The following is a 15381-nucleotide window of genomic DNA, read 5'->3' as shown; positions in this document are numbered from 1 at the left end:
AGTTAAAAAACTGCGCAAAGAAACAGATTTACGATTGGAATGCCAAATCAATTTTTGGCCTTTTAATGGCCTTGTAAGCCTGTTTTTTTGCTACTAAATAGCTGTTCATCAGTACATTGTTTGCGACTATCTTACCTGATTAAATCAGTCGGCGATTTGGGTATCCGCTAACTTTACGTTGTCGATGTTGTAGTGCAGCCCCCGGTTCTCCCGCCGGGCCATCGCCATCTTGATAACCAGATAGGCCACCTCGATCATGTTGCGCAGTTCGCAGATTGGCACCGATACCTTCGACTGCCGGTATAACTCTTCATGCTCGATGTACAGCAGTTCCAGCCGATCCATTGCCCGCTTCAACCGCCGGTTCGACCGGACAATACCGACGTAGTTCGACATGATGGACTCCAGTTCTTTCCGAATCTCCGTGACTAGCACTAGTTCCTCGGGGTGGGTCGTACCGGCGTCGTTCCAGTCGGGGATGTTTGTCGGCACGGAGGCCCCGCCCAACTGCTTGACCGTTTTCTCGTAGGCGCGGTGGCCGAACACAACCGCTTCGAGTAATGAGTTGCTGGCAAGCCGGTTGGCCCCGTGCAGACCCGTACACGAGCATTCGCCCACGGCGTACAGAAACTGAATATTCGTTTGCCCCCACTCGTTGACGCGCACGCCACCGCAAAGGTAATGCTGAGCCGGTACGACGGGGATGTAGTCTTTCCGCAGGTCAAGCCCCAAATGGTCGCGGCAGTAAGCGGTTATGTTCGGGAAATGCTCGACAAACTTGTCGTAGTCGCAGTGGGTGACGTCGAGATACACAAACGGATCACCGGCTTTTTTCATCTCCGAGTCGATGGCGCGGGCCACGATGTCGCGGGGGGCCAGCGAAAGACGGTCGTCGTAGTTTTCCATGAACGTCTCACCCTTGCGTGTACGTAGGATACCACCGAAGCCGCGCACTGCTTCCGAAATCAGGAAGTTGGGTTTCTTGCCGGGTTCATACAGCGCTGTGGGGTGAAACTGAATAAACTCCATGTCCTTGGCAATGCCTTTAGCCCGGTATGCCATCGCAATACCGTCGCCGGTGGCAATGCTGGGGTTGGTCGTGTTCTGGTAAATGTTGCCAATACCGCCCGTTGCTAGTAGTGTCGTTCTGGCCAGAAACCGCTCGACCTGCCCGTTCTGCGTGTTCAGCACATAGGCCCCGTAGCAATGGTTGTCGGTATCGTAGCGATGCACCGTTTCGCCGAGGTGGTGCTTCGTAATCAGTTCGACGGCGTAGAAGTGGGTGAAAATCTCGATAGACGGCAACGAAGCCGCTTTTTCCAGCAATGCCCGCTCGATTTCGGCCCCGGTAATATCTTTGAAATGCAGGATGCGAAAGTCGGAGTGTCCGCCTTCTTTCGCCAGATCGTAGTCGGTACCGCTGTGCTCCTTGTCGAAGCGGGTGCCGTAGTCAATCAGCTCACGAATGCGCTCCGGACCTTCGTTAACCACGATTTCGACAATGTGGCGGTCGCTAAGGAAATCCCCGGCGATCATCGTGTCGTCGATATGCTTTTCAAACGAATCGTCGGCGGCCCAGACGGCGGCAATACCGCCCTGCGCGTACTTGGTGTTTGTTTCCTCGGCCTGCACTTTGGTAATGACACCGATATGAACGGTTTCGTTGAGCCGCTCGAAGTGCATGGCCAGTTTAGTGGCGTAACTCAGGCCCGCGATACCGGAGCCGATAACCAGAAAGTCGAATTGATGGGGCATATTAATTAGGATGGGCAAGCCGAATTCGTAGCTGATCGTTGCTGAGCACCGCAAAGCTGTTGATGAGATCGTGCTGGTAGTTGATGATAACCTCGCAGACGCGAGCAGACTTTTCAGCACTGGTAATTTTCAACAAACGAACCAGCAAAATACCACAATGCGGCATACGGAGTCGGTGGACGAGTTCACCGAAATCCTTATCCTCAGTAAGTAAGATAGCTTTCCGGTCGGTCGCAATTTGTAGAACCTGTGGGTCGGGAATACTGGGAAACGATTCAGCTATGGCTAACACGAAATAACCGGCCTCCCGGAGTGCCTTAACGATGCTATAATCGAAGTTTTCATCTGCCACGAAGACTAACTCATCCGGCTTGGGCATATACGACTTCGTTTTTCACTACGTCGGAAGCAAACAGCAAACAGGCCATCAGATCGGTTTCCGTAGCCCGTGGGTAAGCATCCAGCAACTGCGGGATAGATTCACCACTTCCCAGCTTTTCCAGAATTAGATCGACCGGAATGCGGGTGCCCCGGATGACCGGCTTACCAAACATGATAGTAGGGTCCGACGTGATGTGGTTTTGCCAGTTCATAACCTGTGTGCGTTTGATTAGGGTCTGCCTTACTCCCGAAAAGCTATTTACTCATTTCCAGCATGCGAATCACCGAGGCCTCGGCCTTGACGCGGACGTCTTCCGGGACGAAAATTTCCGGCTGCTCATACAGCATACAGTTGTACAACTTCTCGAGCGTGTTCATCTTCATGTACGGGCACTCCGAACAGGCGCAGGTGTTGTTCTGACTCGCCGGGGCCGGAATGATTTTTTTGTGCGGAACGGCCTGCCGCATCTTGTGCAGAATCCCCGCTTCGGTGCCGACGATAAACGTTTGCTTCGGGCTATCGACTACGTATTTCAACAGGGCCGTCGTCGATCCTACGTAGTCGGCCTGACTCAGGATATGCTCCTGACATTCGGGGTGGGCGATGAACTCAGCGTCGGGGTTTTCGGTCCGCAGGCGTTGCAGTTTTTCGAGCGAAATATCGATGTGAACGATACATGCACCATCCCACAATACCATGTCGCGACCGGTCTTGTTCATCACGAACCGACCCAGATTGGCGTCGGGGGCGAAGATGATTTTCTGGTCTTTCGGCAGACTTTCAACAATCTTCAGCGCGTTAGACGACGTCACAATAATATCAGACAACGCCTTGATTTCGGCCGAGCAGTTGATGTACGACAGCACGATATGGTCGGGGTACTGCGCTTTGAAAGCCGCGAACTTATCGGCGGGAGCCGAATCGGCCAGTGAACAGCCCGCGTTGAGGTCGGGAATGACGACTTTCTTGTGGGGAGACAGAATCTTGGCCGTTTCGCCCATGAAGTGAACGCCACAGAACACGATCATGTCGGCTTCGGTACTAGCCGCCTGCTGACTCAGGCCCAGGCTGTCGCCGATATAATCGGCAATGTCCTGAATAGCACCGTCGACGTAATAGTGGGCCAGAATAACGGCGTTTTTCTCCTGTTTCAGCCGGTTGATTTCCGCGATCAGGTCGACGTCGCTGTCGACGGGCTTGTTGACGTAACCAACGCGCTGTACTTCGTCCAGCAGTGCTTCCATGGTATAAATCGAATGTCGTTTTTCTTGTAAACAAAAATGGAGTCGTAAAAGTCACTCCGTTGATAAACCCAGCCTGAGACGGGCGAAGTTGTGAAAAGGTTACGTGCTTTCAAACATACCCCCGCCAAACCCGCTGCTATGACCGACGATCATCTGCTGACCCTGCGCGTAACGGCTATTCGCTCCGAAACCGCCGACACAAACAGTTATGTGCTAAAGCCAATTAATAGCGGGCCGGTACCGCACCAGGCGGGGCAGTTCCTGACGCTGATCTTGCAACACCCCGACGGAGGGGGAAAACACCACGAAGTACGTCGGTCCTATTCGCTCAGTTCGGCACCCGATGAACCGCTGCAACTGACGATCAAGCGTATTCACAACGGCGAACTATCCCGTTTTCTGCACGACACACTCCGCGTTGGCGATACGCTGACCAGCCTGTATCCCGCCGGTCGGTTCACGCTCGACGACGAACAGCCCGGCGATTTGATTCTGCTGGGTGCGGGTAGCGGCATCACACCTTTGTTTTCGATGCTGAAGCAGGCCCTGCATCACAGCGAACGCCGGGTGACGCTGCTCTATAGCAACACCCGCGAGCGGTCGATTATTTTTCGGGATGAACTCGACGCACTGACCCGGCAATTCCCCAACCGGTTCCGGCTGATACACCTGCTCAGCGACCCCTCCGACGACTGGACGGGGTGGCGCGGTCGGCTGAACAACGTATTGCTCGAACGGCTCCTGCCTGATTTACTGGGCAATTCTGATCCGGCGACCTGCCAGTTTTATCTGTGCGGCCCCGCCGACTATATGCGGACGATTCGGTTTACGCTGGTGTTTCGCGGCATCCGACCGACGCAGATTCACCGCGAAGATTTCGTTATTCAGCCCGTCGTACTGACACCACCCCCGGCACTGGCGCAGGACCGGTCGGTGCGGGTACAGTATCGGGGGCAGGACGTCGAGATACAGGTGCCAGCGTACAAGTCGATTCTACAGGCGGCCCTTGACGAGGGTGTGCATCTGCCCTATAGTTGCCGGGGCGGGCGCTGCTCAGCCTGCGTTGCCCGCTGCACATCGGGTATGGTTCACATGACGATCAACGACGTGCTGACCGAACGCGACCTCGCTAACGGTTACGTCCTGACCTGCACCGGCTACCCCGAAAGCGATGGGGTCGTGATTGATGTTTAAGTACCCTACCCTGAGAGGTCGTTTGGGGGAGCGTTTTTGTCATCCCGACGACAGGAGGGATCTTCGCTGAAAGCAAACAAAGTCGCCTGCTAGCGAAGATCCCTCCTGTCGTCGGGATGACAAAAAAAGTCATTTTGACACGGATAATGATTCCTCAAAACAACCTCTGACGGGGGAGGGATGTCAAGTGCCAGTGGTGTCAGGCCGGGGACCTGACACCACTATGTCTTCAGAGGAATTGGGCATTCACACTTTCGATTTCAAAAACGCGATCACCACGTCAAGTCCTTTCTGGTAGTGGACGTTGTTGGGGATGACGATGTCGGCTTCGGCGCGGTAGGGCTTGATAAACTGCCGATACGTAGGCTTGACGTGGTATTTCCAGCGGTACATCACATCGTCGAGGTCGTAGCCGCGCTCTTCGGCGTCACGTTTGACCCGGCGTTCGAGTTTGATGCTGTTTTTGGCGTCGATGAAGATTTTCAGGTCCATCTGATCGGCCAGTTCGCGGAAGTGAAACACGAAAATACCTTCGACCACGATAATCGGGGCGGGGTTGAAGGTTAGCATCCGGGGTACGACGGTCGGGTTATTGAACGTGTATTCCTTTTGCTGAATGGCGACCCCGGCGCGTAGCTGTTCGATGTGCTGCGCGTAGAGGTGGTGGTCGATAGTTTCGGGCAGGTCGAAGTTGTGAATCCCCTGATCGTCGACCTGAATCTGATCGATGGAACGGTAGTAGTTATCCTGTGAAATCAGGCAGATTTCGTCGGCAGAAAACGCGCTGAGTACACCCCGCAGAAAGCTTGTTTTGCCGGATGCGCTGCCGCCGGTAATCCCGACGATAAACGGTTTGGTGGTCATGCGGGCAAAGATACGGCAGAAATCAGAGCGCGTACCACCGAATCAACAGCCCACCCACCACTGCGCCGATGATTGGCCCCAGCACCGGTACCCAGGCATAGTTCCAGCCCGACGGTCCTTTGTTGGGGATGGGTAGCACGGCGTGGGCAATGCGCGGCCCCAGGTCGCGGGCGGGGTTGATGGCGTAGCCGGTTGGCCCACCCAACGACAGGCCGATGCTCCAGACCAGTACGCCGACCAGGTACGGCCCGACGCCGATAGCCAGTTCGCCGAGGTGCTTCGAGGAAATACCGGCCAGCCCCAGAATCAGGACAATCGTGGCCATGGCTTCGCTGGTCAGGTTGGAACCGGTGCTGCGAATAGCGGGGGTGTTGCAGAACGTCGCCAGTTTAGCGGCTTTATCGTCCGTCACGGCCCAGTGAGGGAGGTGATGCAGCCACACCAGTACGGCTCCGATGAAGGCCCCGATCATCTGCGCTGTAATGTATGGAATGACGTGGCTATAGTCATCGGTAGCGACGGCAAAGGCGATGGTAACGGCTGGGCTGAGGTGCGCGTCGATACTACCGAAGGCTTTGGCAACAAAAATGCCGATGGTTACCGCAAACGACCAGCCCGCCGTAATGACGATCCAGCCCGCGTTATGGCCTTTCGTCTGGCTCAGTACCACGTTGGCCACAACGCCGTCACCCAGCAGAATCAGCACAATGGTGCCGATCAGTTCACCCAAAAACGGAGAGGTTTGCACAGAATTGGTTTGGGAATAGTTTGTGCGAATAAAGCCATATTTTTGGCCGTATCTACTTACTGATCCAACGATTGTCTCCAGCAGGATGCTGTCGGAGACAATAACTCCCCTTATCAAATGAAAGTCATCCAGTTTGAACAAACCGGCAAACCCGCTGATATTCTGAAACCTGTCGACCTGCCTACGCCCGAACCCAAAGCGGGTCAGGCGCGGGTACGCGTAGTGGCTAGCCCAATTAATCCATCTGACCTGATGTTCGTGCAGAACCGCTACGGCATTCGGCCTCAACTCCCGTCGTTGGCTGGTTTTGAGGGCATGGGCGTGGTCGACGCGGTAGGCGAAGGGGTGGAGATTTCTGTCGGAAGCCGGGTAAGTTTTACGGGGCTCGGCAGCTGGGGCGAATTTATAATCGTGCATCACAAAGCGGTCATTCCCGTCCCCGACGCAATGACCGACGACATTGCGGCTCAGTTGTTTGTCAATCCGTTTACGGCCTACGCGATGGTGCAGGATTCGGGCGTGCCCGAAGGCGGCTGGCTGATGCTGACGGCGGCCGGGTCGGCGTTTGGTAAGCTGGTGATTCAGCTTTGCGCCAAACGGGGCATCAAAACGATTGGTACGGTTCGGCGCGACGATCTGAACGACGAACTGACCAAACTTGGGCTGACGGAGATCATCAATACCGAAACCGACGATATGGCCACCCGTATCCGCGAGATTACCGGCGGGAAAGGCGTACCGTGTGTGCTTGATGCCGTGGGTGGGCCAACCGCTACCGAAGCGATGAAATGCCTCGGCAAAGGCGGTGTTATGTTGATCTACGGCTTGCTGAGCGAACAGGACCCGTCGCTAAACGTCGGGTTGATGATCTTCCGCGAACTGACCGTAAAAGGGTTCTGGCTCTCCGACTGGATGCGCAGAGCCGATGCACAGGTTCGGCAGGAGGTATCGAAAAACGTAATCGAATGGCTGACTACCGGCGACGCGCAGCTCCCTGTCGAGGCCCGGTACGGACTTGATCAGATCGCTGAAGCCGTCGAACACGCCGACCGGCCGGGGCGCTGGGGCAAAATTCTGATTACTCCCTGAACCGCTAGAGTATAGCCGTGATTCCGAAGGCTTACGTATCTTTGACAACAATAACCGGCAAAGTGGGCGCGTTTGTGCTATATTGACCGCTGGTCAACGTTTATCCATAATCCCGATTCGTCTGTATGCTCCTGCTTCAGGTTCCGGCCGTTGATTCGACGGCGTCATTATCGGCCACGACGGCGGCAACTCAACCCCAGCAGCTCCAGCTGCTCGACCTCGTCGCCAAAGGGGGCTGGGTTATGATTCCCATCGCGTTTCTGTTTTTCTGTTCGCTATACCTGATCTTCGAGCGATTCTTCGTGATCCGGGCGCAGACCAAAGCCGACGATAATTTCATCGATAACATCCGCGACATGGTCGCGCAGGGTAACATCAAATCGGCTGAGTCGTTCGCCAAAAATCAGCGCACGGCGATGGGGCGGGTTTTCGAGAAAGCCATCGGCCGGATCGGGTCGCCCATCCGTGAAATCGAAAGCACCGTTGAAACTGTCGGGCAGATCGAACTGTCGCGGCTGGAGCGGAACATGGGCTATCTGGGCATTATCGCCGGTATCGCGCCTATGCTTGGCTTCATCGGTACGATTTCAGGTATCATCCGTATCTTCTACGATATCTCTCTGACCGACAACATCAGCGTTGGTATCATCGCCGGTGGTCTGTACGAAAAGATGATTACGTCGGGGGCGGGTCTGATCGTGGGCGTTATTTCGTACACGGGTTATCACCTGCTGAATATGATGATCGAACGCTTTACGCTGGCCCTCGAAATGAACGCGTTCGAGTTTATCGAAGTCCTGCAAAAGCCCACCAACGAACCGGCACGCGTACGTTAGTTTAATGTTCAAAGTCTAGCGTTTAAGGTTGTTGCTGATTTGGCAAACCAACCTTGAACATCAAACATTAAACCTCAAACTCACCAATGAAACTCCGCCGGAAAAACAAGTTTGCCGCCGAGGTAGCGACCTCCTCGCTGAACGACATCATGTTCTTCCTGCTGTTGTTCTTCCTGATTATATCGACGGTTGCCAACCCCAACGTAATCAAGCTGATGCTGCCAAAAGCGGCTGCCTCGCAGCAGTTGAGCAAGAAGCAGGTGACGCTCTCCGTTGACAGCAACAAGCAGTATTTCATCGATAAAAAACCCGTCGACCCCGCTAATCTGGAGTTGGAACTGAAAACGATCATGGCCGGCATCGCTGAGCCGACCGTGGTTGTTCGCTTCGATAAAGCACTGACTGTTCAGGACCTCGTCGACGTCTTGCAGACGGGTGCCAAGCTGAATATCAAGATGGTGATGGCTACCTCGAAGTAGGTCTTCGGAAGAAAGAGGACACTGTAAAACCCCTAAATCCCCTGAAGGGGACTTTAGGGGTTAATCGATAGTAGTTAAACGTGCTTCGGCAATCGCCTACCTACGCGAACCGGCGCTTCAGGATTTCAACCAGTTCGTTGACCTCATCGCTACTCATGTCCCACGAATACTGCGATGCGTAGCGGTATTGAATCAAATCCAGGGCCTGCCCGTAGTTGTTCAGCGTGTCGAGTTCGGCAATGGCCTGCGTGTAAGCCGCCGTGTTACCGCCGAATAACTGATTGATAAACCGGAATTTCTGGTTCAATGAGATACTGCGGCCAACGCTTTCGATCGGCGTGTGGGTCAATGCCTGGGCAATACTTTCGGGCTCGGCGGCAGTTTTTCCGCGCAAAATATCGTTGAGCGTAACCAGTTCGTCGTCTTCCGTACCACTCACATTCAGCGTTTCGTTTGTCTCAGTCACGCTGGGCTGGCTGATAGCGCCGGTTTGCAACTGCGATGGCTGACTGATCGGGGCCACTGGCTCGGGGCCGGAGTCGCTGCCCAGAAACATAGGACCACCCGACGGCGAATCGACTACGGTAGCGGCTGGCGCAGGTGCTGGAGCCGGAACGTCAGCCGCTGGTTCAGACGCCTGCGGTGTTTCGATAGGCGCGGGGGGCGTTTCGGTAACGGGTTCGCTGGGGCAATGGATGTCGGTGCGTCGGGTGCGACGAGCGGAGCCGGTGGAACACCCGGTTCGGTAGCCATGTCGAAGAACGAACGGGTTGGCCCCGCCGGAATACTGTCGGGGACGTGACTACGTAACAGGGCGGGTACGTCCATCGGTACTTTTTCGGAGAAGATCGCGACGAACTTGTCGTAATGCTCGATCTCGTGTGCTTTCTGGGTGAGAGCCTCATCCAGGTACCCCAGCGCCTGATTGACGTATACGAACGGCTTACCGTTCATCCGCTCCGTCAGGTGGGCGGTGATAAACTGGTTGATTTTCGTGAACCGGCTGATCTGCTTCAGGGCGGGAGCCGTCAGCGTAAAATCGGGCTGACTACGGAGTAGCTCGTCGAAGTAAGCGCGGGGGTCGAAGATGAGAATGATTGTCCGGCGAACGGCATCGGCCAGCAGCGGTTCCAGGTTCTCGCGCCGAACGGCGATATGCTGCGACACTACGTTCATGAAGTGCTGCAACGCTTCCTGCACGTCGGCATGGGTGAAGTCGAAGTACGGACTGCGAAACTTCTCCGCATCGGCCTGCCACTTGGTCGACAGCGTACCAACAATCAACAAGTTGATCTGATTGATTGGGGTCAACGACAGAATCTGGTTGCCGTTGGCCGTGGAATGCTGCTGGTAGAAATCGGCCGCAATTCGCCGGGCATACGAACGACTGTACTCGTTGAGCGCGTTCGCGTTGAACTTGTTGGACATCAGTAGAGACCGTTGGAGAATGAGTGCCGCGTGGGGATCGATATGAACCATACGGGTTCACATTTAACAACAAACTTGCCAATTGTTGGTCTGAAAAAAAAGCGGTTTGCCGTAGAACAGCTGCTTTACATGACGCTATTGCGCTGTTTTTGAGTGTCTGGTTGCCGGCGCCGATAATACTTGCTTTTTTCTGCCTGCCTGTAAGCCTTCGGGGGCTATTTTTGTTGAACCGGCCCAGCCGCGACACCAACTAGTTCTACTCGACACGCTATGTTTATCGAACCCTCCCGACGACGCGAACCACCTCACCTCCGGACCGGCTGGATTGAAGTGATCTGCGGGTCAATGTTTTCCGGTAAAACGGAAGAACTGATTCGTCGGCTGAACCGCGCCCGGATTGCCAAACTAAGCGTACGCATCGCTAAACCGGCCATCGACACCCGGTACGACGACGCGAATATCGTGTCGCATTCGGCTATCAGTATCGAATCTGTACCGGTACATAATGCGATCGATATTCTGGAGCTGGCGGGCGATGCCGAGGTAGTTGGTATCGACGAAGCGCAGTTCTTCGACCGCGAGATTGTCGACGTCTGCCAGACGCTGGCCAATCAGGGAAAGCGCGTGGTCGTGGCTGGGCTAGACATGGATTTTGCCGGGCAGCCCTTTGGTTGCATGCCGCAGCTGATGGCTATTGCTGAGTACGTAACGAAAGTCCACGCGATCTGCGTCGTTTGTGGTGATATCGCCCAGCATTCGTACCGACTGGTGCCGTCGCAGGAGCGGGTGCTGCTGGGCGAAACCGATAGCTACGAGGCCCGCTGCCGCCGTTGTTTTAATCTGGGGGCCGACGCTGGTCGTCGGGAATGGGTTTATGAACCAGAACATCTATAGTCGGCTGGCGCTCATTGGCTGGCTGTGGCTGGCTGTGTCGGTGGGTGCGAAGGCGCAGATCGGTAACTGGCGGTCGCACGTTAGCTACCGTTCGGCGCAAACTGTGGCTGTGGCGACTAATTACGTCTACGCGGCTACGGCCAACGGCCTGTTTGCGTTCGACAAAACCACGAATGAACGCATGACACTGACGAGGCAGGATGGCCTGACCGACGTCGGCATCAGCCGGCTACTATACCTGCCCGATCAGTCGCGGCTGCTGATTGCCTACCGAACCGGTACGATTGACTTTCTGAGCATCGGTCAGGGTGGGGCGCCGGGCAGCGTTACGACGACGATCACGACCATCGCAGCGGCAACGAATCTGCCCGATGCACGGGGAATCAACTTTGTCAGCCGGGTTGGTAATCTGGCGTATCTAGGTACCGACTTCGGGCTGGTCGTGCTGAATCTGGCCGCGAACGATATTCGGGATACTTACTTCAGTCAGTGCACAAACGGCTCCCCGTTACCCATCTACCAGACGACCGTTGTGGGAGATAGTCTGTACGCACTGACGGCACCAACCGCATCGACCGGTACCGTTCAGGCTATTCGGGCCGTGCGCTATTCCGCCGGTACCAACCTGGCCGACCCCGGTAACTGGCGGTCGGTAGCGAATCCACCGGGTTCGCCCGAAACGCTCGTTGCCCGGCAGGGACGGCTGTTGGCAACCGTAAACGAGCGGGGTATCTACGACCGGGTTGCCGGGCAGTGGACGCTGGTGCAGGCCCTGTCGGTGACGCCGGTACGTCAGTTCGTGAGCAGCAGTTCAACAGATGCGGGCGTCATCGTTGCGGCAGGGTCGACGATAACCGCACCGACTGCCGGGACCAGTACCAGCGCACTGCTGACCGACCCACGCGACGCCATTGTGGATGGCAATACGATCTGGATTGCCGATGCGCAGAATGGGGTGTTGCAGGCTACAAACGGCACCATTCGTAGCAGTACACCAGCCGCTGGCCCCGACCGGGATGTGTTCAGTACGCTCTATGCTTATCCCGACCGGCTCGTTGCCTTGCCGAACGGGCCTCAGGATGCGACGGCTTTGCCGACCAATACGGCTTCGGCTAATGAACTACAGGTATCGGCTGATCAATGGCAGGCATTATCGGTGCCGGGGCTGGACCGGGGCTTTACGTCGGCGGCTTACCTGACCGATACACAAACCCTGTATCTGGGTGGTTTCGGGACGGGGCTATGGCAAAAGACCGCCGATCAGCCGGCGCCGGTCGCGGTGTCGCTGCCCGCTACCATCAGCAACTCGATCACCAGTCTGGCCACCGACGTGTTGGGGAATCTCTGGATAGCTACGGGGGGTGCGCAGACGCGGACTACGGCACTGCACGTACGCCGACCCGACGGTACGTTTACCTCTTTTCCAGCGGTAACGGTGCAGACGATCGAACAGCTCGTTCCCGACGATGCCGGGTATATCTGGATGCGTTTATCCGTTGGGAATGGACTACTGGTGTTCGATCCGCAAACCAACCGCACCCGCACCCTGACAACCGTGCTGGGGGGCGGGGGCTACTGACCAACAGTGTTCGGGCGCTGGTTAAAGACCGGCAGGGCGCTATCTGGGTCGGTACGGATCTTGGGCCAACGGTGTTCGATAACCTGAGCGACCCGTTTACGGGGGCCATAAACGCCCAGGCGCCGTTTATCAACCGACGTCGGTTGCTGCTCAATGAACTGGTAACGGCTATCGCTGTCGACGGGGGAAACCGGAAATGGCTGTCGACCCGAACGGGGCTGTACCGGGTGTCGCCGGATGGGTCGCAGTTGCTGGAGACATTCACCGATGATACAACACCACTGCCGCTCCGGTCTATCTCTACGCTGGCGATCGACCCGCTGTCGGGCCGGTTGTTTGTGCAGACGGCCAACGGAATCATCTCGTACCAGACGACCGCTACCGACCCGGCGGATGCCCTGAGCAGCCCGACGATCTTTCCCAATCCCGTCCGGCCCGACTTCACCGGCTCAGTTGGTATCACCGGCCTGACCGACAACGCGACCGTAAAGATCATGGATGCGGGCGGACAGCTCGTCTACGAAACCCGGTCGCAGGGCGGTACGGCAGCCTGGAACCTGCTCGACTACCGGGGCCGGTCAGTGCAAACGGGCGTCTACCTGGTTGTCGTCGTTACGGCGGCTGGCACCGAAGGCGTAGCGGGCAAATTAGCCGTCGTACGATAGCGCCCGGCTCTTTTCTCATCCTCACCACCCAACTAACCTTTGTATGCATCTCGACGCGCAACAACCGCTGCAACTTCAGGATTATCTCGTCCGCCGGGGCTGGATTGACGAATCGGAGTCGATTACGGCACTGGACAAGCCCGGCGAGGGGAATATGAATTACACACTTCGGGTCAGCACGCCAATCCGGACGCTGATTGTGAAGCAGGCGCGGGCTTACGTCGAGAAATACCCGACCATCGCGGCTCCGGCGGAACGCGCAGTGGTTGAAGGTCATTTTTACGAAGCCGTGCAGTCGGTTTCGGTACTGGCCGAGCAGATGCCGCAGCTACTGGGTATCGATCCCGAAAACAACATACTGGTACTGGAAGATTTGGGGCAGTCGCCCGATTACACAAGCCTGTACCAGCCCGGGCAGCAACTGTCCTACGACGAACTGACCGCGCTGACGGATTATCTGGCCAGTCTGCATCACCATTTCACCCAGATTACCCCCGCGCCCCTCTTCGTGAACCGGGCTATGCGCGTGCTCAACCATGAGCACCTGTTCGTGTACCCGTTCATGACCGACAATGGCTTCGACCTGAATACCGTACAGCCCGGCTTGCAGGAACTGGCGATGGCCTACAAGACCGACGAACCGCTGAAAGCCGCTGTACAACACCTCGGCGATGCGTATCTGGCTGACGGAACAACCCTGCTACACGGCGACTATTACCCCGGCAGCTGGCTCCGCACGGAGGCTGGTCCGAAAATTATCGACCCTGAATTTTGCTTCTACGGGCCGCCCGAATACGATCTGGGGGTTTTCATCGCGCACCTACTGATGGCCGATCAGCCCGTGTCGATGACCGAACAGGTACTGGCTATGTACCGTGAAACGAATCCGTTCGATGATAGCCTGCGACAGCGATTTACGGCCGTTGAAATCATGCGACGCCTGATTGGATTAGCGCAGCTACCCCTGCATTTGTCGCTCGATCGGAAAGCGCAGCTTCTGGGGGAAGCGAGGTACATATTTGTGTAGCCCGTGCCCAGCCGTGTCATCATCCGGTGTTGTAGACGTGATACCCGATGGTGAGGCAGGTAGTAGTCGGCCGGGGATTCCCTTGACCAGTAGCCCCCTTTTTGCTACTTTTGGCATCGCATTGTCGGTCATTCGCCGTTGCATTGCCCAGTAGATTGTAAAGTGGGCAAATTCCTTTCTGAACCGAAACGAACAGACTCATTATGAGAGAAATACAGTTCCGAGAAGCCCTGCGTGAGGCTATGTCGGAGGAAATGCGCCGGGATGCCAGCGTTTACCTGATGGGTGAGGAAGTCGCCGAATACAACGGTGCTTATAAAGTTAGTCAGGGAATGCTCGACGAGTTTGGTGCGGAGCGTGTACTCGATACGCCCATTGCCGAGCTTGGTTTTGCTGGTATTGGCGTGGGGTCGGCGATCAACGGTCTGCGTCCGATCATCGAGTTTATGACGTTCAACTTCTCGCTCGTCGCTATCGATCAGGTCATCAACTCGGCGGCCAAGATCATGTCGATGTCGGGTGGTCAGTATACGTGTCCGATTGTCTTTCGCGGCCCGACGGGTAATGCCGGTATGCTGTCGAGTCAGCACTCGCAAAACTTTGAAAACTGGTTTGCTAATACGCCCGGTTTGAAAGTAGTTGTCCCATCGAACCCATACGACGCTAAAGGGCTGCTGAAAACCTGTATCCGCGACAACGACCCCGTAATTTTTATGGAGTCGGAGCTGATGTACGGTGACAAAGGGCAGGTGCCGGAGGAAGAGTATCTGATTCCAATCGGGCAGGCTAACGTCGTTCGCGAGGGTAACGATGTGACGATCGTATCGTTTGGTAAGATCATGAAAGTGGCCCTAGCGGCTGCCGACGAACTGGCGAAAAACGGTATCTCGGCCGAAGTAATTGATCTGCGTTCGGTGCGTCCGATCGACTATCCTACGGTTATCAACTCGGTAAAGAAAACCAACCGGTGCGTGGTTGTTGAAGAAGCATGGCCGCTGGCGGCTATCTCGTCGGAACTGGCCTACAACATTCAGCGTAACGCGTTCGATTATCTGGACGCGCCGGTTATTCGTGTCAACAGCATGGACTTGCCGCTGCCGTATGCTCCCACGCTGATCGAGGCTATTCTGCCCAGCGTTAAGCGTACGCTGGAAGCCGTCGACGCGGTGATGTATAAGAAATAAGGTCAATGCCTAT

The 15381-nt window shown here is 55.9% G+C and carries 17 protein-coding genes; 9 read left to right on the top strand and 8 right to left on the bottom strand.

Translation table 11 applies throughout. The features are described from left to right. Positions 1-144 precede the first annotated feature (144 nt). The 4 genes from nadB to nadA are packed head-to-tail and all read right to left on the bottom strand — an operon-like array spanning position 145 to position 3381. Positions 145-1755 (bottom strand): L-aspartate oxidase, encoded by a 1611-nt coding sequence (gene nadB / locus HH216_RS04940; protein ID WP_169549786.1) that lies wholly within the window; start codon positions 1753-1755, stop codon positions 145-147. 1 nt (position 1756) lies between these two features. Then, positions 1757-2134 carry a DUF5615 family PIN-like protein gene (locus tag HH216_RS04935; protein ID WP_169549785.1) on the bottom strand — a complete coding sequence of 126 codons (378 nt, stop codon included), beginning with the start codon at positions 2132-2134 and terminating at the stop codon, positions 1757-1759. Next, positions 2118-2348, bottom strand: a complete 231-nt coding sequence (locus HH216_RS04930; protein ID WP_169549784.1) for a DUF433 domain-containing protein — start codon at positions 2346-2348, stop codon at positions 2118-2120. The genes HH216_RS04935 and HH216_RS04930 overlap by 17 nt, the downstream gene beginning before the upstream one ends. Before the next feature lie 43 nt (positions 2349-2391). Then, on the bottom strand, positions 2392-3381 hold the full coding sequence (gene nadA, locus HH216_RS04925) for a quinolinate synthase NadA (protein WP_169549783.1): 990 nt from the start codon (positions 3379-3381) through the stop codon (positions 2392-2394). A gap of 138 nt (positions 3382-3519) precedes the next feature. Here nadA and HH216_RS04920 point away from each other — a divergent pair, with 138 nt between their 5' ends. Beyond that, positions 3520-4575: a ferredoxin--NADP reductase gene (locus HH216_RS04920; RefSeq protein ID WP_169549782.1), complete on the top strand. Its 1056-nt coding sequence runs from the start codon at positions 3520-3522 to the stop codon at positions 4573-4575. Between the two features lie 246 nt (positions 4576-4821). Here HH216_RS04920 and udk read toward each other — a convergent pair whose 3' ends face one another. After that, complete coding sequence (gene udk / locus HH216_RS04915) at positions 4822-5439, bottom strand: uridine kinase (RefSeq protein ID WP_169549781.1); 618 nt, start codon at positions 5437-5439, stop codon at positions 4822-4824. Positions 5440-5461: 22 nt separating this feature from the next. Then, a complete protein-coding gene (locus HH216_RS04910) occupies positions 5462-6187 on the bottom strand; it encodes an MIP/aquaporin family protein (RefSeq protein WP_169549780.1) in 726 nt (241 codons plus the stop codon). Between the two features lie 117 nt (positions 6188-6304). Here HH216_RS04910 and HH216_RS04905 point away from each other — a divergent pair, with 117 nt between their 5' ends. The 3 genes from HH216_RS04905 (at position 6305) to HH216_RS04895 (ending at position 8591) form a co-directional block, all read left to right on the top strand. Continuing rightward, positions 6305-7276: a zinc-dependent alcohol dehydrogenase family protein gene (locus tag HH216_RS04905; RefSeq protein WP_169549779.1), complete on the top strand. Its 972-nt coding sequence runs from the start codon at positions 6305-6307 to the stop codon at positions 7274-7276. Positions 7277-7401: 125 nt separating this feature from the next. Further along, entirely contained in the window at positions 7402-8112 is a 711-nt protein-coding gene (locus tag HH216_RS04900; RefSeq protein ID WP_169549778.1) for a MotA/TolQ/ExbB proton channel family protein, read from the top strand. A gap of 86 nt (positions 8113-8198) precedes the next feature. Next, positions 8199-8591, top strand: coding sequence for an ExbD/TolR family protein (locus HH216_RS04895; RefSeq protein WP_169549777.1), 393 nt, complete (start codon positions 8199-8201; stop codon positions 8589-8591). Positions 8592-8691: 100 nt separating this feature from the next. On the opposite strand, the gene HH216_RS25735 is transcribed toward HH216_RS04895, so the two are convergent. Both HH216_RS25735 and HH216_RS25730 read right to left on the bottom strand, forming a co-directional pair. Beyond that, entirely contained in the window at positions 8692-9147 is a 456-nt protein-coding gene (locus HH216_RS25735) for a hypothetical protein (protein ID WP_254448688.1), read from the bottom strand. 23 nt (positions 9148-9170) lie between these two features. Then, positions 9171-10070, bottom strand: a complete 900-nt coding sequence (locus tag HH216_RS25730) for a hypothetical protein (protein WP_254448687.1) — start codon at positions 10068-10070, stop codon at positions 9171-9173. A 219-nt stretch (positions 10071-10289) separates the two neighbouring features. Between HH216_RS25730 and HH216_RS04885 the strand changes: the two genes are divergently transcribed. The 5 genes from HH216_RS04885 to HH216_RS04865 all read left to right on the top strand — a co-directional run bounded on the left by HH216_RS04885 (position 10290) and on the right by HH216_RS04865 (position 15368). Then, positions 10290-10913, top strand: coding sequence for a thymidine kinase (locus HH216_RS04885; protein WP_169549776.1), 624 nt, complete (start codon positions 10290-10292; stop codon positions 10911-10913). After that, complete coding sequence (locus HH216_RS04880) at positions 10894-12492, top strand: PorZ beta-propeller-like domain-containing protein (RefSeq protein ID WP_169549775.1); 1599 nt, start codon at positions 10894-10896, stop codon at positions 12490-12492. The genes HH216_RS04885 and HH216_RS04880 overlap by 20 nt, the downstream gene beginning before the upstream one ends. Before the next feature lie 71 nt (positions 12493-12563). Then, positions 12564-13157 carry a T9SS type A sorting domain-containing protein gene (locus tag HH216_RS04875; protein WP_169549774.1) on the top strand — a complete coding sequence of 198 codons (594 nt, stop codon included), beginning with the start codon at positions 12564-12566 and terminating at the stop codon, positions 13155-13157. A 43-nt stretch (positions 13158-13200) separates the two neighbouring features. Then, positions 13201-14184 (top strand): phosphotransferase, encoded by a 984-nt coding sequence (locus HH216_RS04870; RefSeq protein ID WP_169549773.1) that lies wholly within the window; start codon positions 13201-13203, stop codon positions 14182-14184. 203 nt (positions 14185-14387) lie between these two features. Then, positions 14388-15368: a pyruvate dehydrogenase complex E1 component subunit beta gene (locus tag HH216_RS04865; RefSeq protein WP_169549772.1), complete on the top strand. Its 981-nt coding sequence runs from the start codon at positions 14388-14390 to the stop codon at positions 15366-15368. Positions 15369-15381 lie beyond the last annotated feature (13 nt).

The sequence above is a fragment of the Spirosoma rhododendri genome, assembly GCF_012849055.1.
Classification (GTDB): domain Bacteria; phylum Bacteroidota; class Bacteroidia; order Cytophagales; family Spirosomataceae; genus Spirosoma; species Spirosoma rhododendri.
The sequence above is the reverse complement of the archived record's forward strand: the minus strand, read 5'-3'. Positions and strand labels throughout refer to the sequence as shown.

Excerpts from the sequence above, each read along its gene's own strand:
- nadB (WP_169549786.1), bottom strand. The coding sequence starts at position 1,755 with ATGCCCCATCAATTCGACTTTCTGGTTATCGGCTCCGGTATCGCGGGC.
- HH216_RS04935 (WP_169549785.1), bottom strand. The coding sequence starts at position 2,134 with ATGCCCAAGCCGGATGAGTTAGTCTTCGTGGCAGATGAAAACTTCGAT.
- HH216_RS04930 (WP_169549784.1), bottom strand. The coding sequence starts at position 2,348 with ATGAACTGGCAAAACCACATCACGTCGGACCCTACTATCATGTTTGGT.
- nadA (WP_169549783.1), bottom strand. The coding sequence starts at position 3,381 with ATGGAAGCACTGCTGGACGAAGTACAGCGCGTTGGTTACGTCAACAAG.
- HH216_RS04920 (WP_169549782.1), top strand. The coding sequence starts at position 3,520 with ATGACCGACGATCATCTGCTGACCCTGCGCGTAACGGCTATTCGCTCC.
- udk (WP_169549781.1), bottom strand. The coding sequence starts at position 5,439 with ATGACCACCAAACCGTTTATCGTCGGGATTACCGGCGGCAGCGCATCC.
- HH216_RS04905 (WP_169549779.1), top strand. The coding sequence starts at position 6,305 with ATGAAAGTCATCCAGTTTGAACAAACCGGCAAACCCGCTGATATTCTG.
- HH216_RS04900 (WP_169549778.1), top strand. The coding sequence starts at position 7,402 with ATGCTCCTGCTTCAGGTTCCGGCCGTTGATTCGACGGCGTCATTATCG.
- HH216_RS04895 (WP_169549777.1), top strand. The coding sequence starts at position 8,199 with ATGAAACTCCGCCGGAAAAACAAGTTTGCCGCCGAGGTAGCGACCTCC.
- HH216_RS25735 (WP_254448688.1), bottom strand. The coding sequence starts at position 9,147 with ATGTTTCTGGGCAGCGACTCCGGCCCCGAGCCAGTGGCCCCGATCAGT.
- HH216_RS25730 (WP_254448687.1), bottom strand. The coding sequence starts at position 10,070 with ATGGTTCATATCGATCCCCACGCGGCACTCATTCTCCAACGGTCTCTA.
- HH216_RS04885 (WP_169549776.1), top strand. The coding sequence starts at position 10,290 with ATGTTTATCGAACCCTCCCGACGACGCGAACCACCTCACCTCCGGACC.
- HH216_RS04880 (WP_169549775.1), top strand. The coding sequence starts at position 10,894 with ATGAACCAGAACATCTATAGTCGGCTGGCGCTCATTGGCTGGCTGTGG.
- HH216_RS04870 (WP_169549773.1), top strand. The coding sequence starts at position 13,201 with ATGCATCTCGACGCGCAACAACCGCTGCAACTTCAGGATTATCTCGTC.
- HH216_RS04865 (WP_169549772.1), top strand. The coding sequence starts at position 14,388 with ATGAGAGAAATACAGTTCCGAGAAGCCCTGCGTGAGGCTATGTCGGAG.